Source organism: Marinobacter sp. MDS2 (genome assembly GCF_030718085.1).
Taxonomy (GTDB): Bacteria; Pseudomonadota; Gammaproteobacteria; order Pseudomonadales; family Oleiphilaceae; genus Marinobacter.
Map to the genome: position 1 here is coordinate 1,019,957 of NZ_JAVAJF010000001.1, position 16,484 is coordinate 1,036,440.

16 protein-coding genes are annotated in these 16,484 nt (G+C 56.6%); 7 read left to right on the forward strand and 9 right to left on the reverse strand.

The window, feature by feature from the left end:
- Positions 1–69: 69 nt before the first annotated feature.
- Positions 70–675 (reverse strand): YigZ family protein, encoded by a 606-nt coding sequence (locus Q9245_RS04790; protein ID WP_305896080.1) that lies wholly within the window; start codon positions 673–675, stop codon positions 70–72.
- 10 nt (positions 676–685) lie between these two features.
- On the opposite strand from Q9245_RS04790, the gene Q9245_RS04795 reads away from it, so the two are divergent.
- Positions 686–892 carry a hypothetical protein gene (locus Q9245_RS04795; RefSeq protein ID WP_305896081.1) on the forward strand — a complete coding sequence of 69 codons (207 nt, stop codon included), beginning with the start codon at positions 686–688 and terminating at the stop codon, positions 890–892.
- Here Q9245_RS04795 and Q9245_RS04800 read toward each other — a convergent pair.
- Both Q9245_RS04800 and Q9245_RS04805 read right to left on the reverse strand, forming a co-directional pair.
- Positions 869–2,185 carry an ATP-binding protein gene (locus Q9245_RS04800; RefSeq protein WP_371824786.1) on the reverse strand — a complete coding sequence of 439 codons (1,317 nt, stop codon included), beginning with the start codon at positions 2,183–2,185 and terminating at the stop codon, positions 869–871. The two genes, Q9245_RS04795 and Q9245_RS04800, sit on opposite strands and share 24 nt — an antisense overlap.
- A complete protein-coding gene (locus Q9245_RS04805) occupies positions 2,182–2,871 on the reverse strand; it encodes a response regulator transcription factor (protein ID WP_305896082.1) in 690 nt (229 codons plus the stop codon). Before Q9245_RS04805 ends, Q9245_RS04800 begins: the two co-directional genes overlap by 4 nt.
- A 168-nt stretch (positions 2,872–3,039) precedes the next feature.
- Here Q9245_RS04805 and Q9245_RS04810 point away from each other — a divergent pair, with 168 nt between their 5' ends.
- The 3 genes from Q9245_RS04810 to Q9245_RS04820 all read left to right on the forward strand — a co-directional run bounded on the left by Q9245_RS04810 (position 3,040) and on the right by Q9245_RS04820 (position 5,329).
- The gene (locus Q9245_RS04810) at positions 3,040–3,396 is read left to right on the forward strand and encodes a hypothetical protein (RefSeq protein WP_305896083.1); all 357 of its coding nucleotides are present in this window, start codon (positions 3,040–3,042) and stop codon (positions 3,394–3,396) included.
- 61 nt (positions 3,397–3,457) lie between these two features.
- Positions 3,458–4,615 carry a GNAT family N-acetyltransferase gene (locus Q9245_RS04815; protein WP_305896084.1) on the forward strand — a complete coding sequence of 386 codons (1,158 nt, stop codon included), beginning with the start codon at positions 3,458–3,460 and terminating at the stop codon, positions 4,613–4,615.
- Positions 4,616–4,663: 48 nt separating this feature from the next.
- On the forward strand, positions 4,664–5,329 hold the full coding sequence (locus Q9245_RS04820) for a hypothetical protein (RefSeq protein WP_305896085.1): 666 nt from the start codon (positions 4,664–4,666) through the stop codon (positions 5,327–5,329).
- Positions 5,330–5,349: 20 nt separating this feature from the next.
- On the opposite strand, the gene Q9245_RS04825 is transcribed toward Q9245_RS04820, so the two are convergent.
- Both Q9245_RS04825 and Q9245_RS04830 read right to left on the reverse strand, forming a co-directional pair.
- Positions 5,350–5,661 carry an AzlD family protein gene (locus Q9245_RS04825; protein WP_305896086.1) on the reverse strand — a complete coding sequence of 104 codons (312 nt, stop codon included), beginning with the start codon at positions 5,659–5,661 and terminating at the stop codon, positions 5,350–5,352.
- Positions 5,651–6,397 (reverse strand): AzlC family ABC transporter permease, encoded by a 747-nt coding sequence (locus tag Q9245_RS04830; RefSeq protein ID WP_305896087.1) that lies wholly within the window; start codon positions 6,395–6,397, stop codon positions 5,651–5,653. The genes Q9245_RS04825 and Q9245_RS04830 overlap by 11 nt, the downstream gene beginning before the upstream one ends.
- A gap of 303 nt (positions 6,398–6,700) precedes the next feature.
- On the opposite strand from Q9245_RS04830, the gene Q9245_RS04835 reads away from it, so the two are divergent.
- The 3 genes from Q9245_RS04835 to Q9245_RS04845 all read left to right on the forward strand — a co-directional run bounded on the left by Q9245_RS04835 (position 6,701) and on the right by Q9245_RS04845 (position 12,874).
- Positions 6,701–10,204 carry an indolepyruvate ferredoxin oxidoreductase family protein gene (locus Q9245_RS04835; protein ID WP_305896088.1) on the forward strand — a complete coding sequence of 1,168 codons (3,504 nt, stop codon included), beginning with the start codon at positions 6,701–6,703 and terminating at the stop codon, positions 10,202–10,204.
- A gap of 66 nt (positions 10,205–10,270) precedes the next feature.
- Complete coding sequence (locus Q9245_RS04840) at positions 10,271–11,371, forward strand: Glu/Leu/Phe/Val dehydrogenase dimerization domain-containing protein (protein WP_305896089.1); 1,101 nt, start codon at positions 10,271–10,273, stop codon at positions 11,369–11,371.
- A gap of 90 nt (positions 11,372–11,461) precedes the next feature.
- The gene (locus tag Q9245_RS04845) at positions 11,462–12,874 is read left to right on the forward strand and encodes a sodium-dependent transporter (RefSeq protein ID WP_305896090.1); all 1,413 of its coding nucleotides are present in this window, start codon (positions 11,462–11,464) and stop codon (positions 12,872–12,874) included.
- 62 nt (positions 12,875–12,936) lie between these two features.
- Here Q9245_RS04845 and Q9245_RS04850 read toward each other — a convergent pair whose 3' ends face one another.
- From Q9245_RS04850 to Q9245_RS04865, 4 genes are all read right to left on the reverse strand, one after another.
- Complete coding sequence (locus Q9245_RS04850) at positions 12,937–13,152, reverse strand: dodecin (protein WP_305896091.1); 216 nt, start codon at positions 13,150–13,152, stop codon at positions 12,937–12,939.
- A 72-nt stretch (positions 13,153–13,224) separates the two neighbouring features.
- Entirely contained in the window at positions 13,225–13,956 is a 732-nt protein-coding gene (locus Q9245_RS04855) for a spermidine synthase (RefSeq protein ID WP_305896092.1), read from the reverse strand.
- A 10-nt stretch (positions 13,957–13,966) separates the two neighbouring features.
- Positions 13,967–14,518, reverse strand: coding sequence for a DUF1415 domain-containing protein (locus tag Q9245_RS04860; RefSeq protein ID WP_305896093.1), 552 nt, complete (start codon positions 14,516–14,518; stop codon positions 13,967–13,969).
- A 293-nt stretch (positions 14,519–14,811) separates the two neighbouring features.
- A complete protein-coding gene (locus Q9245_RS04865) occupies positions 14,812–16,398 on the reverse strand; it encodes an ABC-F family ATPase (RefSeq protein WP_305896094.1) in 1,587 nt (528 codons plus the stop codon).
- Between the last annotated feature and the right edge of the window lie 86 nt (positions 16,399–16,484).

Sequence of the window (16,484 nt, forward strand, 5' to 3'; positions counted from 1 at the left end):
GTTCTCCTGTTTTGGAGCTTGTTTGTCACATTATACCCGGTGTACCTGCAGTGCCACCCGACAGACTGGTCAGGTTTCCAAACGGTAATCCAGCTTTTGCGATTCGCAAAACGCGGACAGTTCGCCCTGCCGGACTTCCGGGACAGAAACCAACGCGTGAACTTTAGCACTGTACTCAATCGATTCAATCGTGCCTTCGTGGCCATCGCACCAATGCCGCAGCGGCTGTTCGTCGGCGAAGTCGAGTTCCACACGGGCTTGCACGCGGGCTTGATGAATTTCTCTTCCGACTTCCGACAGCACGCTTTCCGCAGCCCCGGCATAGGCACGAACCAAGCCGCCAGCACCCAGTTTGATGCCGCCGAAATAGCGCACCACAATCACCAACACATCGCCCATATCTTTGTGCTGAATCACGTTCAAAATCGGCTTGCCCGCCGTGCCGGATGGCTCGCCGTCATCGTTCATGGCAGCTTCAGCCGCAGAGCCGGGGCGACCAATCTGGTAACCCCAACAGACATGACGGGCATCCGGATAATCCCGATGCGCCTCGGCGACACGTTCGCGCACCTCCTCACGACTACTGACCGGATACACCCGTGCAATAAAACGGCTTTTCTTCACTTCCGTTTCCCGCTCAAGGTATCCTGACGGAACCGGGTAATCTTTACTCATGAGGCAACCTATGACATCCAACGACGGTGAAAACAGAACTACTGGCACAGCCAGCCCGGCAAAATTCCGAAAAGCAGGCTGCGGCATTCGGTTTGAAGAAGACGAGTTGCAAGAAGGCATCGATTTCTCGAATGCCACTCATCTGAAACCTCGTGACAGCGAAGCCGAACAACCTCCCCTGACCAAAGCCCGGTCAGCTTCCGAAGAACACCGGTAACTGAAGCGTTACCTGAAGCCCCCCGCGCGGCCGATTTTGTGCGGTGATCGAGCCCTCGTGGGCACGGATGATATCCCGTGCAATGGAAAGCCCCAAGCCCCAGCCCTGACCACCTCGGGATTCGTCGGCACGAAAGAAAGGCTCGAACAACTGGTCAAGCATCTCGTCAGGCGCCCCGGGGCCTTCATCGGATATCGACACTACCACCTGGCCATTCGTCACCGAGAGCTCGACACCGACAGATTGTCCGGGCGGCGTGTGGTCCAGCGCATTTTGCAGAACGTTATCGAATGCCCGCTGCAGCAACCCCGAATCGCCCAAAATGGAAACCGCCGCGACTTCATCGCTTGCCACCAATTTACAATCTATCCCTTGCTGCTCGGCATAATCACCAGCATCACCCAATACCCGATTGATCAGCGATAAGGGTTTGACGGGCTGCTGCTCGAAAGCACTGCCATTTTCAGATACCCGATACAGAGTCAGGATCTGGCCGGTCATGGTTTCAAGCCGCTCATTCTGCCGCAGAATGCTCTCCATAAGCGCCGGATCAGCGCCCTCGTCACTGGCCAGTTCAATCGCAACCCGCTGGCGCGCCAGAGGGGTCCTCAAATCATGGGAGATATCTCTCAACAAACGATTGTGCCGATCCAGCAGTTGGCACAAACGATCGGTCATGGCGTTAAACGCAGCGGCCAACTGCCCAATTTCGTCCCGGCGGCGGGCGATGGTATCGGCCACGCGCAATTCCGTGTCACCTTTAGCAATCGAGCGAGCGGTGCCCTCCATGTGCTTGAGCGGCCGGGAGACAAATCGGGCGACCCACCAGCAAGCCAGCGAGATAACAACAAACGCCAGAACCAGCTCAAACATCCGGAACAACCCGGGATGTAACCAGCCTTCAGCGCCCATGCGGGGCCAGGCAATTAATTGATACCCGCCGCCCAAATCCAATACCGCAGGTTTACTCAGGTGCCAGTTTGACTGCATGCGCTCGCGCACCATGCGCGGCAAACGGTGGTGGCCCTGGTCCGGTTCAATCAGCATCAAATGAAGTTGCAGCCGCTCACCTTCCATCCGCAAAAATCGCCGCGCCTCGGCCCGGCCCAGCTGCTCTTGCAGGTTGATGGCTTCGCCGGCGATGTCCTGCAAGCCGGCCTGACGAACAATGGCCTGGCGTTCCCGATCCAGCAGAAAGCGGGTGGCCAGCTGGCTGGCCACAACCGTCACCGCCATCGCCAGCCAGATCGACAGGAAAATACGCCAGAACAAGGTAAACCTGAAACGCATCATTCCGTTGGGACCCGATAGCTGTATCCAAGACCGCGCACCGTTTCGATTCTGGGCGGGTCGTCATTGCCAAGTTTTTTGCGCAAGTTGCTCACGTGCATGTCCAGCGTGCGGTCGTAGGCTTCGAGCCTGCGGCCTAACGCCCATTGCATCAAATCGGTTTTACGAACCACGCTGCCGGCATGGGCAAGCAAAACCTGCAACACCTCGTATTCGGTCGCGGTCAGCTCAAGCGGCTTTTCGTTCTGATAAATACGGCGCTGATCAGGCTCCACACGAAGATCCCCGTATACCCGGCCGGCATCCACATCGGCTTGCTGATCCCAGGCAACCCGGCGCAACAGAGCTTGCAAGCGAGCCACCAGCTCACGCGGATTACAGGGTTTGGGAATATAATCGTCTGCACCGACTTCAAACCCAACAATCCGATCGGTTTCGTCACCCCGGGCGGTCAGCAAGATAACCGGCAAATGGGTTTTGCCTCGCAGCTCACGCAGCACATCCAGACCATTGATATCGGGCAGCATGATATCCAGAACCACGATGTCACAATCCTGCCCCAAAGCCAGCGACAAACCATCACGACCATTGGCCGCCTCGCGGACACTGAAACCTTGCGTTGCCAGATAGCGCGACAGCAATTGTCTCAACTCATCGTCGTCTTCAACCAGCAATACCCGATTTTGCATCTTTGCCCCTCAATCGTTATCTGCAGCTAGTCTAGCACGGTGCTTAAGCCCCTCTGCCGAGCCGATTTTTTTCTTTACCCAACCTTTACACAAGCCTGACGCTCGCTGACGTTTCAAGGGCGTAACATGGGTTCCGTAGACAGTCCAAACACGAAAAAGGAACACATCATGAAAGCACATACTTCTGTAATGACCGCCGGCGTTCTGATGGCGGCGCTGTTCGCAGCCAGCCCGGCTGCCTTTGCCCATGATCACAAAGGCATGGACCATCACGGAGGCAAGCACAACAAGAAAGAGATGTGCGAAGACTTCCGCGAAGGCAAAGGTAAATTCAGCAAAGAACACCGTGAAGAACGCCGCCAGGAAATGCAGGAACATCGCGCCGAAATGGCCGACCGTCTGATGCTTACCGACGAACAGCGGGTGATCTGGAGCGAAATCCACGACGAGCGTCAGGAAAAGCACCATAAGCGTATGGAAAAATGGCAGAAAAAAATGGAGAAACGCTGCGCTGACATGAAATAGTGATCACCGCTCGGGTTCTGTCGTATGGTATGGCCTTGGTTTACAAGAGTTCACTATCATCATGGCAGCACCCGAGATCACGGTAACCACCTGCGCCAGCATCGCCGACATTCCCCAAGCGGAGTGGCAGCGACTGGCCGGTTGTGAAAATCCGTTTCTTCGCTACGAATTCTTTCAGGCGCTGGAGACTTCCGGCTGCACCCGCCCGGAAACCGGCTGGACACCCAGTCATCTGGTTTTCCGTCGCAACGGCCACATCTGTGGCGTGGCCCCCGCTTATCTGAAAAGCCATTCGATGGGCGAGTACGTGTTCGATTGGGGGTGGGCGGAAGCCTACCAACGCCACGGGCTACCCTATTACCCGAAGCTACTGATCGCCGTCCCTTTTACGCCGTCTCAAGGCCCACGTCTGCTGCTGAATGAGGAGGCCCGGGAACAGCTAACGCCTCTAACGCTGGACAATCTGCTAACCACCCTGACCGAGAAGCTTGGCGCCCACTCCTGGCACCTGCTATTCCCGAATGAGTCGGATCAAGCGTTACTCAGCCACGACCAGGAACTCCACCGCATTGGCTGCCAGTTTCATTGGCACAATCGCGGCTATGAATCGTTTGACGACTTTCTGGCTGAACTCACCTCCCGCAAACGCAAATCCATCCGTAAAGAGCGGCGGCAAGTGGCTGAGCAAGGCATCGGCTTCCGGCGCGTTCACGGGCGGGATATTTCAGATCAGGTGCTGTCGGCGTTTTACGTATTCTATCAAGCCACCTACCTTAAACGCGGCCAACAGCCCTACCTGAGCAAAGCCTTCTTCGAACAACTGAGGGAGAACCTGCCCGAGCACCTGCACATAGTCATGGCCATACGCGACGGCGAAATGATAGCGGGAGCGTTATTTCTGGCGAACGGTGCAACGCTCTACGGTCGCTACTGGGGCTGCCTGGATGAATACAACCACCTGCATTTCGAAACGTGTTACTACCAAGGCATTGAACTGGCCCTCGAATTGGGCCTCCAGCATTTCGATGCCGGCGCCCAGGGCGAACACAAACTGGTCCGGGGTTTCGAACCAGTCATTACCCATTCTTGGCATGGCATTCTTCATCCGGGTTTCAGAGACGCCATTGCCGAATTCACACGAGAAGAAGCAGAGCACGTGAACGGCTACTACGAAGACGCCCACTCGGTGCTTCCTTACCGGCAACAGAATCAGGAATAAGCTCTATACTAAAAGCTTGAAACGGGAATTCGACGGAGGTCGAACGCCATGGACGCGGGTCAATTCTGGACCATGCTGCCGCCCCACAACCTGTCGCTTCTGATCGCAGCGGGCGCTTCGCTGCTTGCCTTGGTGGCCCTTCTGATGCTGCTCATCAGCCGAAGGCGCAATCAGCATCAAATCCGTGCTCTGAAGCAGCGCATTGACAGCCTTTGGCGGGAAATAGACGACATGCGAGTGGTGGATTTCAATCAGCCGTTAGGCGGCAAAGCGTCCGATCAAGGGGCCGCTCTGGAACAGGAACGCTACCACACCGAAAAGACGGCCTACGACGTCATTTGGCCCAAAGTGTGGCAACTCCACGACCGGCTGGGCGTTTTTCTGCGTGCCGTAGAAGCGGGAGAAGCCGCAAACGACCTACGCCTTGAGGCTCGCCAAGCCGCCATTGAAGCCCGAACTCAGCTGAACCAATGCCGTCCGTTCTGCAGCGAAACGGTTGAAAATCTGGCTTCACGACTGATAGATACCGAAATCAAAGCCCATTTGGCAGCCTGCCAACATCTGGACCTGAAGAAAGGCGCTGCTAACGCTCCATCAACACACGACCTGCACGTGTTTCAGGAAAAGTGCCATGCCCTGCACGATGACGAAGCCCGGGGACTGCTGAACCAATTGGCCTCAAGCATCCGTCACCGAACCCTGAGAGACGCCTGACGCTCAAACTCCATCAGCCGTTAGGTGAAATAACGCACCAAAGCCGCCGCCACCAAGCCCACCGAGATCGCAGGCAGCGGCTTACGGATCGCCAGCATCGTGACCGCAGTAGCCACCAGCGCGGCCAAAGCACCGGCGTCGCCCGCCACCGCCATAGGCACAATGATCGCGATCAAAACTGAACTGGCCATGGCGTTAATGAAGCTTTCAACGCGCGGACTGATTTTCACGAACGACATAGCGAACACACCGCCGAAGCGGGTGATCAACGTAACCAACGTCATGAGCACAATCAGAATCAAAACGCCGACCGGTGTGGTTTCAATGGTCATGCCCGGCTCCTTTCTGGTCAGCGCTGTCAGCGGTTCGGGGCTCCAGCCAAAACAGCCCGACGGCCCCGCCTGCCAGCGCACCAATCACCACGTGCATGTTGGCTGGCAGCCACTTCCAGGCGGCAAGGGACGTGACACCCGCCACCAACCAAACCACCACAACCCGTGGCGTGGCTTTGCCGCCCAACACCATCGATAACAAAAAGCAGCCAAGCACCATATCCAGCCCAAAGGCTTTCGGATTTTGCAGCAAACCGCTGAAGTAGGCGCCAAATGCCGTGCCCAATACCCACGCCAGCCACAACACCACGCCACCGCCGAGAATCACTTCAAGGTTGCGCCGGCCGTTCTGGTAATCCTGAGCTGAAACCGCCCAATTGGCATCGGTAAGGAACAGCAACAAGCCATATCGGCGCGCAGGCGAGACATCTTTCAGCATGGGATAAAGCGAGGCTCCCATCAGCAGGTGGCGGGCGTTGATCGCAAACACCACCACCAGCATGGGAATGACCGACACTTCTGCCCCCCACAAGTCCAATGCTCCGAACTGTGAAGCCCCGGCAAATACCGTGAAACTCATCAGGATGGACTGAAACGGAGACAAGCCGGCCTGAGTCGCGGCCAATCCAAACGCTGCGCCGAAGGCAACAACGAACAGGGATATGGGCAGCAACCGGAAGAACTCAGCCCGCACCTTGCGCGGTTGAAATTGGTAGCAATAAGAATAAGCAGACATCGAGAGAAATTAAGCCTAAACCCGCCAAACACGAATAGGTAAAAACCACTAACCAGAAATATTTTCTGCCATCAACTCAACCAGTTAGATGTAGAACTCATGTTTCCGGAAATGCACACGCGTCACGACGGTTGACGTACACGTAAACTTACTCTAGTTTATTTTTCGTCCAGTCCCAAAAGGACAACCCGGGAAATCCTCCGGGTAGGACCAATGAAATCGACCATCCGGCCAAAAGCCGGGATTACAAAAACAAGACATTACCTACCGCCGCGATCCGGTCAGGTAGTAGAGGATTTCAACATGTCAGATCTTTCACGCTCCCCCACGGGGCTGCGTCCCGTCAGCCTTGACGATGTCTGGAAAAAAGATACCGGTTCGGTCTACATGAACGGTAGCCAGGCTCTGGCGAGACTCCCCCTGCTCCAAGCCCAACTCGACCGTAACAACGATCTGAATACCGCCGGCTTTATCTCCGGTTATCGCGGGTCTCCTCTTGGCGGTTTCGACAAGGTTTTGTGGAAAGCCCGCGATCACCTCAAAGAGCGCAATATTCACTTCTTGCCCGGTGTGAACGAAGACCTGGGAGCGACGGCTGTCTGGGGCAGCCAGCAGGTCAATATTTTTGAGGGCGCGCGTTACGATGGCGTGTTTGCGCTCTGGTACGGCAAAGGCCCGGGCGTAGACCGCACCGGCGACGTCTTCAAGCACGGTAACGCGGCAGGCACCTCCCGGTTTGGTGGCGTACTGGCAGTCGCGGGCGACGATCACGCCTGCAAATCGTCCACTCTGCCCCATCAAAGTGATTACGCCTTTCTCGATGCCGGCATGCCGGTGCTTAATCCCGCCGGCATTCAGGATATTCTCGACCTCGGCCTTTATGGCTGGGCGATGTCGCGCTTCAGCGGCTGTTGGGTCGGTTTCAAAGCCTTGGCCGAAAATATGGACTCGTCCATTTCCGCCAATCTGGATCTCAGCCGAATCAACATTCGCATTCCCACACAATTTTCCATGCCGGAAGGCGGTCTGAATTCCCGCTGGCCCGATAAGCCCATGGAGCAGGAAGAGCGCCTGCACCGGCACAAGCTGGAAGCGGCGAAAGCCTTTTGCCGGGCCAACCGGCTGGATCATACCGTGCTTCAGGCAAAACAGCCCCGGCTCGGCATTGTTACCACCGGCAAAGCCTACCTCGACGTTATTCAGGCGCTGGCGGATCTCGGCTTGGGCGACGAGGAACGTGAAGCCATAGGGCTAGCTGTTTACAAAGTCGCCATGCCCTGGCCTTTGGAGCCTGAAGGCATTTATGAATTCGCCTCGGGGCTGGAAGAAATTCTGGTGGTCGAAGAGAAACGGGGCTTGATCGAAGAACAGATCAAAACCCAGCTTTATACCTGGCAGGATGGCAAGCGCCCCAACGTGATCGGCAAAAAGGACGACCACGGCAATGACCTGTTACCAACCATCGCAGAACTAACGCCAGCCATGGTGGCACGCGCCATCGCGTCCCGACTGGATGGCCGCTATTGCAACGACACACTGCAACAGCGCCTCGGATTTCTGACCGAAAAAGAAAACAGCCTGGCACAACCCAAAGAGCGACTGGAGCGCACACCTCACTTCTGCTCCGGCTGCCCACACAACACCTCCACGCAGGTACCCGAGGGAAGCCGAGCCCTCGGCGGCATTGGCTGTCACTACATGGCCACCTGGATGGAACGAGGCACCGACACCTTCACTCAAATGGGTGGTGAAGGGGTAACCTGGCTTGGCCAGGCCCCGTTTACCAACCAGAAGCACGTGTTTCAGAACTTGGGCGACGGCACCTACTTTCATTCTAGCGTTTTGGCCATTCGAGCCGCTATCGCTTCCGGTGCCAACATCACCTACAAGATTCTCTACAACGACGCCGTCGCCATGACCGGCGGCCAGCCGGTGGACGGCACCTTGACGGTTCAGCAAATCAGCCACCAGCTCTACGGCGAAGGCGTGCGACGCATTGCCGTGGTCAGCGACGATATCGACAAATATCCGTCCCGGGCCGATTTTGCCGACCGCACCACCTTCCATCACAGGGATGATCTGGACGCTCTGCAACGGGAAATGCGGGAGATTGAAGGCTGTTCGGTGATCATCTATGACCAGACCTGCGCGGCAGAAAAACGCCGGCGCCGCAAGCGTGGCACCATGGAAGATCCGGATCAGCGCGTGATGATTCACTCGGATGTATGCGAAGGCTGTGGTGATTGCGGTATTCAATCCAACTGTTTGTCGATTCTTCCGAAAGAAACCGATGCCGGGCGCAAACGCACCATAGACCAGTCTTCCTGCAACAAGGATTTCTCCTGTGTGCGTGGTTTCTGCCCCAGCTTTGTCACGGTTAAAGGCGGCAAACTGAAAAAACCGGCGGGGGTCAGCTCTGCGGTAGACTTCCCGGAGCTTCCGGAACCCACGCCCGTATCTGGCAGCAATCCCTACGGCATTTTGCTGACTGGTGTGGGTGGTACCGGCGTGGTGACGGTAAGCGCCCTGCTGGGCATGGCCGCTCATCTTGAAGGCAAAGGCGTCTCGGTGCTGGATCAGGCCGGTCTGGCTCAAAAATTTGGCGCGGTGGTCAGCCACATCCGCATCAGCGACAAGCAAGAAAACATCCACGCCGTGCGTATTCCCGCCGGCGAGGCCGACCTGATGATTGCTTTTGACCTGATGGTTTCGGCCACAGACGATGCCTTGGCTAAACTGGATAACCGTTTCTCACGGGCGGTGGTTAACACCGAAAAAGCCATGCCCGCGGCCTTTACCCGGGATCCGGACATCCAGTTCCCCGGCGAGTCGATGGAACAGACGGTTAAAGAAGCCTGTCGTCCCGATGGCAGCTGGTTCCTCAACGCCGGCGACCTGGCCAAAGCGTTGATGGGCGATGGCATGGCCGTAAACCTGTTCACTGTTGGTTTCGCCTGGCAACAGGGTTTGTTGCCACTGAGCGCTGAAGCCATTGAGCGAGCCATCGAGCTCAACAACGTGGCGGTCGAGAAAAACAAACAGGCCTTCCTCTGGGGCCGTCGGGCCGCCCATGATCTTGATCGGGTCATGGCGTTGGCATTCCCGAAGCCACAAGGTACGCCGGTACAGGTCATGGAAACCACAGACCAGCTAATCCAGCGCAACATGGCCCATCTGAGCGATTACCAGAATGCGTCTCTCGCCAAACGCTACGAGAAGCTGGTGCGCCACGCAGAACAGACCATCGCTCACAAACTGGACCGAGACCCGCTACTGCTCCGGGCCATTGCCGAAAACTACGCTAAAGTCCTGGCCTACAAGGACGAGTATGAAGTCGCCCGTCTGTTCAGCAATGGCAGCCTGCGCAAGCAACTCGAGGAACAATTCGAAGGGGATATCGAGCTGGAATTTAATCTGGCACCCCCTCTGCTTAGCCGCGGTAAAAACGGCGAACGGCCGAAAAAGCACACCTTCGGGCCCTGGATGGAAACCGTATTCACTTGGCTGGCGAAAGCACGGGGCCTGCGCGGCACTCCTCTTGACCCATTCGGATACACCGCCGACCGACGCCTGGAACGCAAAATCATTCGGGAGTACGAGGCAGACGTGGCATTCCTGCTCAAGCATCTGAGCAAAGACCACGCCGATGCGGCGCGCAACCTGGCCAGCCTGCCCGCGAAGATCCGCGGTTACGGGCCGGTGAAAGAAGCCGCCTATCATGCTGCCCAACAAGAACGGGCGCAGTACCGGGCTGAATTAAGCCCCAATGAACGGGCTCATCAACAAATCGCCAACGCAGCTGTCTAAAACAAAAAACGGCCACCGCAGGCCTCACAAGGGTAGCGGTCGGCCACCGACAAGAGGTGAAACGCCATGAACGTATTCAGCCATCCGGAGTTCGATAACCACGAACACCTGTCTTTCGTCTGCGATGCCGAAACCGGCCTTAAAGGCATTATTGCCATTCACAATACCTCACGGGGAGCCGCGCTTGGCGGTTGCCGAATGTTCCCTTACGCCAGTGACGAAGAAGCGCTCAGAGATGTCCTTCGCTTATCGAGAGGCATGACCTATAAATCAGCGCTGGCCAATCTGGATCTCGGCGGCGGCAAGTCGGTGATCATCGGCGACCCGCGCAAACAGAAAACCGAAGCCTTACTCGAAGCCATGGGCCGGCACCTGGAAAGCCTTGGCGGCCAGTACATTGCCGCTGAAGATTCCGGTACCAGCGTGCCCGATCTGAAAGTAATGGGTCGCCAGACTGCCCATGTGGCCGGCATAACGACCCGCACCGGTTTTGATGGCCTGCCCAGCACGGGCGATCCTTCACCGGTAACGGCTTACGGAACCTACATTGGGCTCAAGGCGGCCGTAAAGCACAAGCTCGGTACGGATGACCTGACCGGTTTGAAAGTGGCCGTTCAGGGCATCGGCAATGTCGGCTTCCGCCTGGCCCGGTATCTGAAAGAAGCCGGTGCCGAACTGTGGGTCACCGACATTCACGCCGACAATCTCAAACGAGCGGTGGATGAATTGGGCGCAACAGCCGTTGCGTCCGAGGATATCCTGACCCTACCGGTTGATGTTGTCGCCCCCTGCGCCATGGGGGCCGTGCTGAATGACCAGAGCATTCCCGCACTCCGTGCCGCCATCGTGGCCGGTGCCGCCAACAATCTCCTGGACCGTCCCGAACACGACGCTGTCCTGAAACAACGCGGCATTCTCTATGCCCCGGACTTCGCGATCAACGCCGGCGGCATCATCGATGTGTTTTACGAGCGTACGAACGGCTCTCCCGAGCAAATCCGTGCTCATGTAGACACTATCGGCGACACCCTGACCGAGATATTCCAGCGCTCAGATAATACCGGCCGCGCGACCGGTGAGATCGCCAACGAACTGGCAGAAGAGCGTTTCCAAAAACATGCTCCGGGTGCCGGGCAAACGCCCAGGCGACTGGCTTGCGCCGGGTGACCTGACACCGGCGCGTCCCCTTGGGAGCTGCAGGGTCTGCAGCTCCCCTTTTAACCCCTGAAACAAAAACAATACCTTCGGGAGATCATTATGTCTGTCACTTCATCCGGCTCCGCGACCTACACGGAAGCCCTTGAGGGCTCCAATGCGAAACGGGGACTCTGGTCCTCACGGCTCGCCTTTATTCTGGCTGCCACCGGTTCCGCCGTTGGCCTCGGTAACATCTGGAAGTTCCCTTACGTTACCGGCGAAAACGGGGGTGGTGCCTTTGTGTTGGTTTACCTTGCCTGTATCGCCGTAGTGGGCATCCCTATCATGATGGCCGAAGTGATGATTGGCCGCCGGGGTGGTCGTAGCCCGGTCAACAGCATCCGGCTGATCACCGAGCGCGACAAGCTGAACCCGGCCTGGAAACTGGTGGGTGCCATCGGCGTTCTCGCAGGATTTCTGATTCTGTCGTTCTATTCAGTAATTGGTGGCTGGGCCATCTCTTACGTGGGCACCACCGCCAGCGGACAACTCGCCGGGCAATCTGCAGACGCCGTGGGCGCCATCTTCTCAGGATTGCTGAGCACCCCTTCTACCCTGCTGCTTTGGCACACCGTGTTCATGGCCTTGGTGATGCTGGTCGTGGCCCGGGGCGTTCGCTCGGGTCTTGAGCGGGCCGTCAGTATCCTGATGCCTGCGCTGTTTGTACTGCTTCTGTTGGTTGTCGGCTACGCCATGACCACCGGCCACTTCGGTCAAGCCGCTACGTTCCTGTTCCAGCCGGACTTCTCCAAGCTGACCACGTCGGGCGTACTGGTGGCCCTTGGCCATGCATTCTTTACGTTGAGTCTAGGCATGGCGGTCATGATGGCCTACGGTTCCTACCTGCCCAAGAATATTTCCATCGCCAAAACATCCGTTACTGTCTCGGTGGTCGATACCGGCGTGGCACTGCTGGCCGGCATGGCGATTTTCCCGATCGTCTTTGCGAATGGACTGGAGCCGGGCGCGGGTCCTGGACTGATTTTCCAGACTCTGCCACTGGCCTTTGGTCAGATGCCGATGGGCTCGTTGTTCGGCACTCTGTTCTTCGTGTTGTTGGTGTTCGCGGCCTGGACATCGGGCATCTCGCTACTGGAACCCATCGTGGAATGGCTGGAAGAGCAGAAAGGTATGAACCGTGCCATCAGCACCCTGGCCGCCGGTGGCGTGTGCTGGGCACTGGGTATTGCGTCGGTATTGTCCCTGAACCTGTGGGCGGACGTGGCACCGCTGGGATTCATTCCGATGCTGGAAGGCAAAACCATCTTTGACCTGCTGGACTTCTTTACCGCCAACATTCTGCTGCCACTGGGCGGCCTGTTGGTTGCACTGTTTGCCGGTTGGGTGATGTCTCGTCAGGCTATGGAAAACGAACTTTCGCTGTCACCGGGCATGTTCAACCTGTGGTTTGTCACTGTCCGGTTTATCACGCCGGTCGCTGTGGCTATCGTGTTTATCTACAACCTGATGTAACCCGAAGCCCGGGCAGAACGCTGCCCGGGCGTTTCACTGGTCCACAAAAATTCCTGCTGTTCTTAACTGTCAGAGATACGAAATCCGATTTTCAGCACCACCTGATAGTGACCAACCTTGCCGTCCACAATATGCCCCCGGGTTTCAATGACCTCAAACCACTCCATGTTGCGGACACTTTTGCCGCACTCTCCAAGCGCATTTTCGATAGCGTCTTCGATGCTTTTCTTCGAGGAACCAACAATTTCCACTTTCTTGTAAACGTGGTGATTCGACATAAACACCTCCTGCAACTTGCTCCGTTTACTTGAGCCTAGAAGACAAGAGGCGTACCAGCAAACCTCAGTCTTTCACGCAGGCTTGCGGGCGACGTAGACGGTGTTGAAGGATTCCCGGTTTTGGAAGGGATTGAAGAAGCTAACAACGTGGCAGGCTACGTCTTCGAACACTTCATTCAGGACAGCCATAAACTCGTCGTCTTCGCCTTCGTTTGACCACATGGCAAAAATGCCCCGCGGCTTAAGCTGCCGAGCCATGAGGCGTATATTTTGGATGCTGTAGAAGCTGGCACTGGAGTCGTGCAGCAGAGCTCTGGGCGAGTGGTCGATGTCTAGCAGAATGGCATCGAATTGCTTTCCCGGCGCTTCAGGGTCGAAACCTCCGGTGGCGGGATCTGCTACGGCCATGTCGAAGAAGCTGCCGTGCACGTAGCGCTGTCGCGGGTCGTCGTTCTGTTCTTTGCCAAGGGGCACGAGTTCTTGCTGGTGCCAGCCGATCACGGGCTTGAGGTATTCGACGACTAGCAGTTCGGATACGCGTTGGTGTTTGAGGGCTGCAACGGCGGTATAGCCCAGTCCAAGGCCCCCGACGACGACACTGAGGTTGTCGCCTTCGGTTGCATCGAGGCCGATATCCGAGAGCGCAATTTCGGCATCGACGAACATGCTGGACATAAGAAACTCTTCGCCCAGTTTCACTTCGTAGATATCCCGTTCACCCAGCGCCGGTATCTTGCGGCGGCGCAGAGTGATTTCCCCGATCACCGAGGGTTGGCTGTCTATTTGTTCGAAAAGCAGTCCCATGTTTTGGCTCTTATTTCGAGTTTGTCAGGAAAGCTGCGAGCAACGCTTTCATTTTCTCTGCGCCTTCCCGATTCATCAGTTCGATATTCCGGTCGGGAATGCCATCCACATCGGGATAGCCATCAATCGCAGACTCCAAGCTCGCTTCCCGCAACAAATGCAGCATAGGATACGGAGAACGGTTCGTGTAATTCTCTGCCGCACCGGCCTCGGTGTCGGCGAACTGGTAATCCGGATGGAAGCTGGCGATCTGATAGATGCCTTCCAGTTCCAGATAATCCAACAGAGCGTCTGCGGTATCCAGGAACTCGTTGTAGGCATAAAAATCCTGCAACACGCCCGGGTGAATCAACAACGTTGTTTCAACGTCCGGCTGGTCTTCTAACAGTTGAAGCTCAGCATGCAGCGCCTGCACAAGTTCGTCTTCGGTCTTGGCTTCCGTAACAACAAACCGAACCCGGTCTTTCACCAGCTCACGCTTGGCAAACGGACATAGGTTGTAGCCAACCACAACGTCTTCAACCCATTTACGGGTGGCACCAATAATTTCAGTCTCGCTCATACGTTTTCCAATAGCATTCGAGAAAACATCAAGGCCACTCAACAGTATGAGCGGGTGTGTGGGGTGAGCCTGCCAAAAATGTGCGTAGCCATGGATGGCGAAGCAGAAGCGTCACATGTGTTCAGCCGAGCGCTCATGAAGCGGAGCTTCATGCGACAGATGAACGACCGCAATCTGTGATTGCGGGCCGGACCCCGGAGGGGTGCCGAAGGAGCGGTTTTTGGCAGGCTCACCCCACATGCCCGCCAGCACCCTAGTCTGACCCCAGAGAACAGCAGACTCCTAGCTAAACCTCAGAGGTAACCCTGACTCCGCAAATAATCATCGTAACTACCACTAAAGTCCGTAATCCCATCCGGCTTCAACTCAATAATCCGAGTCGCCAAGGAAGAAACAAACTCCCGGTCGTGGCTCACGAAAATCAGCGTGCCCGGATAATTCTCCAGCGCCAGGTTCAACGCCTCGATGGACTCCATATCCAAGTGGTTGGTTGGCTCATCCAACAGCATCACATTCGGCTTCTGCAGAATCAGCTTACCAAACAGCATCCGGCCCTGCTCACCACCGGACAACACCTTCACCGATTTACCAATGTCATCACCTGAGAACAACATCCGCCCCAACGTACCGCGCACCAACTGCTCACCGCCGCTGGTCCATTGCGCCATCCAGTCGGTGAGGGTGTCATCTTGCGCAAAATCCGCAGTGTGATCCTGCGCGAAATAACTCACCTGCGCACTGTCCGTCCACTTCACCTCACCGGCGTCTGGCTCATACGCACCGGCCAGACACTGCAGCAACGTGGTTTTACCGATACCGTTCGGACCGATGATGGCCACACGCTCGCCTGCTTCAATCTGCAAATCCAAATTTTCAAACAGTGGGCCGTCATCAAAGCCTTTAGTCAGGCCCAGCAACGTAACCGCCTGGCGATGTAGCTTCTTTTCCTGCTCAAAGCGGATGAACGGACTGACTCGGCTAGAAGGTTTCACTTCTTCCAACTGAATCTTATCGATCTGCCTTGCGCGGGAAGTCGCTTGCTTGGCTTTCGAGGCGTTGGCCGAGAAACGGCTTACGAACTGCTGCAATTCAGCAATCTGAGCCTTCTTCTTGGCGTTGTCTGCCATCATACGCTCGCGGGCCTGGGTGGCGGCGGTCATGTATTCATCGTAGTTGCCCGGGAACAGGCGCAGCTCGCCGTAATCCAGATCCGCCATGTGCGTGCACACGCTGTTCAGGAAGTGACGGTCGTGAGAAATGATGATCATGGTGCTGCTACGGGCCACCAAAATGCTTTCCAACCAACGGATGGTGTTGATGTCCAGGTGGTTAGTGGGCTCGTCCAGCAGCAGAACGTCCGGATCGGAAAATAGTGCTTGAGCCAGCAGAACCCGAAGTTTCCAACCGGGCGCCAAGGCACTCATCGGCCCGTTGTGCTGATCCAGCGGAATATCGAGGCCCAGCAGCAGTTCACCGGCGCGAGATTCAGCGGTGTAGCCGTCCATTTCGGCGAATTCCACTTCCAGATCCGCCACCGCCATGCCGTCTTCTTCGCTCATTTCCGCCAATGAATAAATGCGGTCACGCTCTTGTTTAACGTGCCACAGCTCTTCATGCCCCATGATCACGGTGTCGATCACCGTGCAGTCTTCATAGGCAAACTGATCCTGGCGCAGCTTACCCAAGCGCACGTTCGGCTCCAGCATGACCTGGCCGGCGGAAGGCTCCAGATCGCCACCCAGTATTTTCATCAGGGTGGATTTGCCGCAGCCGTTGGCGCCGATGAGGCCGTAACGGTTACCACTGCCAAATTTGGCAGAAACGTTTTCAAACAGGGGCTTAGCCCCGAATTGCATGGTGATATTGGCAGTGGAAATCAAGAAAAGAACCTATACACGTGAGGGCCAGCGCTGTGGCGGCAAAATAAACGGCGCATTGTACAGGTTTGCAAGCGCAACTGTGAGGC

Bases quoted from the DNA above. Each gene is read 5' to 3' on its own strand.
- Q9245_RS04790 (WP_305896080.1), bottom strand. From the start codon at position 675: ATGAGTAAAGATTACCCGGTTCCGTCAGGATACCTTGAGCGGGAAACG.
- Q9245_RS04795 (WP_305896081.1), top strand. From the start codon at position 686: ATGACATCCAACGACGGTGAAAACAGAACTACTGGCACAGCCAGCCCG.
- Q9245_RS04800 (WP_371824786.1), bottom strand. From the start codon at position 2,185: ATGATGCGTTTCAGGTTTACCTTGTTCTGGCGTATTTTCCTGTCGATC.
- Q9245_RS04805 (WP_305896082.1), bottom strand. From the start codon at position 2,871: ATGCAAAATCGGGTATTGCTGGTTGAAGACGACGATGAGTTGAGACAA.
- Q9245_RS04810 (WP_305896083.1), top strand. From the start codon at position 3,040: ATGAAAGCACATACTTCTGTAATGACCGCCGGCGTTCTGATGGCGGCG.
- Q9245_RS04815 (WP_305896084.1), top strand. From the start codon at position 3,458: ATGGCAGCACCCGAGATCACGGTAACCACCTGCGCCAGCATCGCCGAC.
- Q9245_RS04820 (WP_305896085.1), top strand. From the start codon at position 4,664: ATGGACGCGGGTCAATTCTGGACCATGCTGCCGCCCCACAACCTGTCG.
- Q9245_RS04825 (WP_305896086.1), bottom strand. From the start codon at position 5,661: ATGACCATTGAAACCACACCGGTCGGCGTTTTGATTCTGATTGTGCTC.
- Q9245_RS04830 (WP_305896087.1), bottom strand. From the start codon at position 6,397: ATGTCTGCTTATTCTTATTGCTACCAATTTCAACCGCGCAAGGTGCGG.
- Q9245_RS04835 (WP_305896088.1), top strand. From the start codon at position 6,701: ATGTCAGATCTTTCACGCTCCCCCACGGGGCTGCGTCCCGTCAGCCTT.
- Q9245_RS04840 (WP_305896089.1), top strand. From the start codon at position 10,271: ATGAACGTATTCAGCCATCCGGAGTTCGATAACCACGAACACCTGTCT.
- Q9245_RS04845 (WP_305896090.1), top strand. From the start codon at position 11,462: ATGTCTGTCACTTCATCCGGCTCCGCGACCTACACGGAAGCCCTTGAG.
- Q9245_RS04850 (WP_305896091.1), bottom strand. From the start codon at position 13,152: ATGTCGAATCACCACGTTTACAAGAAAGTGGAAATTGTTGGTTCCTCG.
- Q9245_RS04855 (WP_305896092.1), bottom strand. From the start codon at position 13,956: ATGGGACTGCTTTTCGAACAAATAGACAGCCAACCCTCGGTGATCGGG.
- Q9245_RS04860 (WP_305896093.1), bottom strand. From the start codon at position 14,518: ATGAGCGAGACTGAAATTATTGGTGCCACCCGTAAATGGGTTGAAGAC.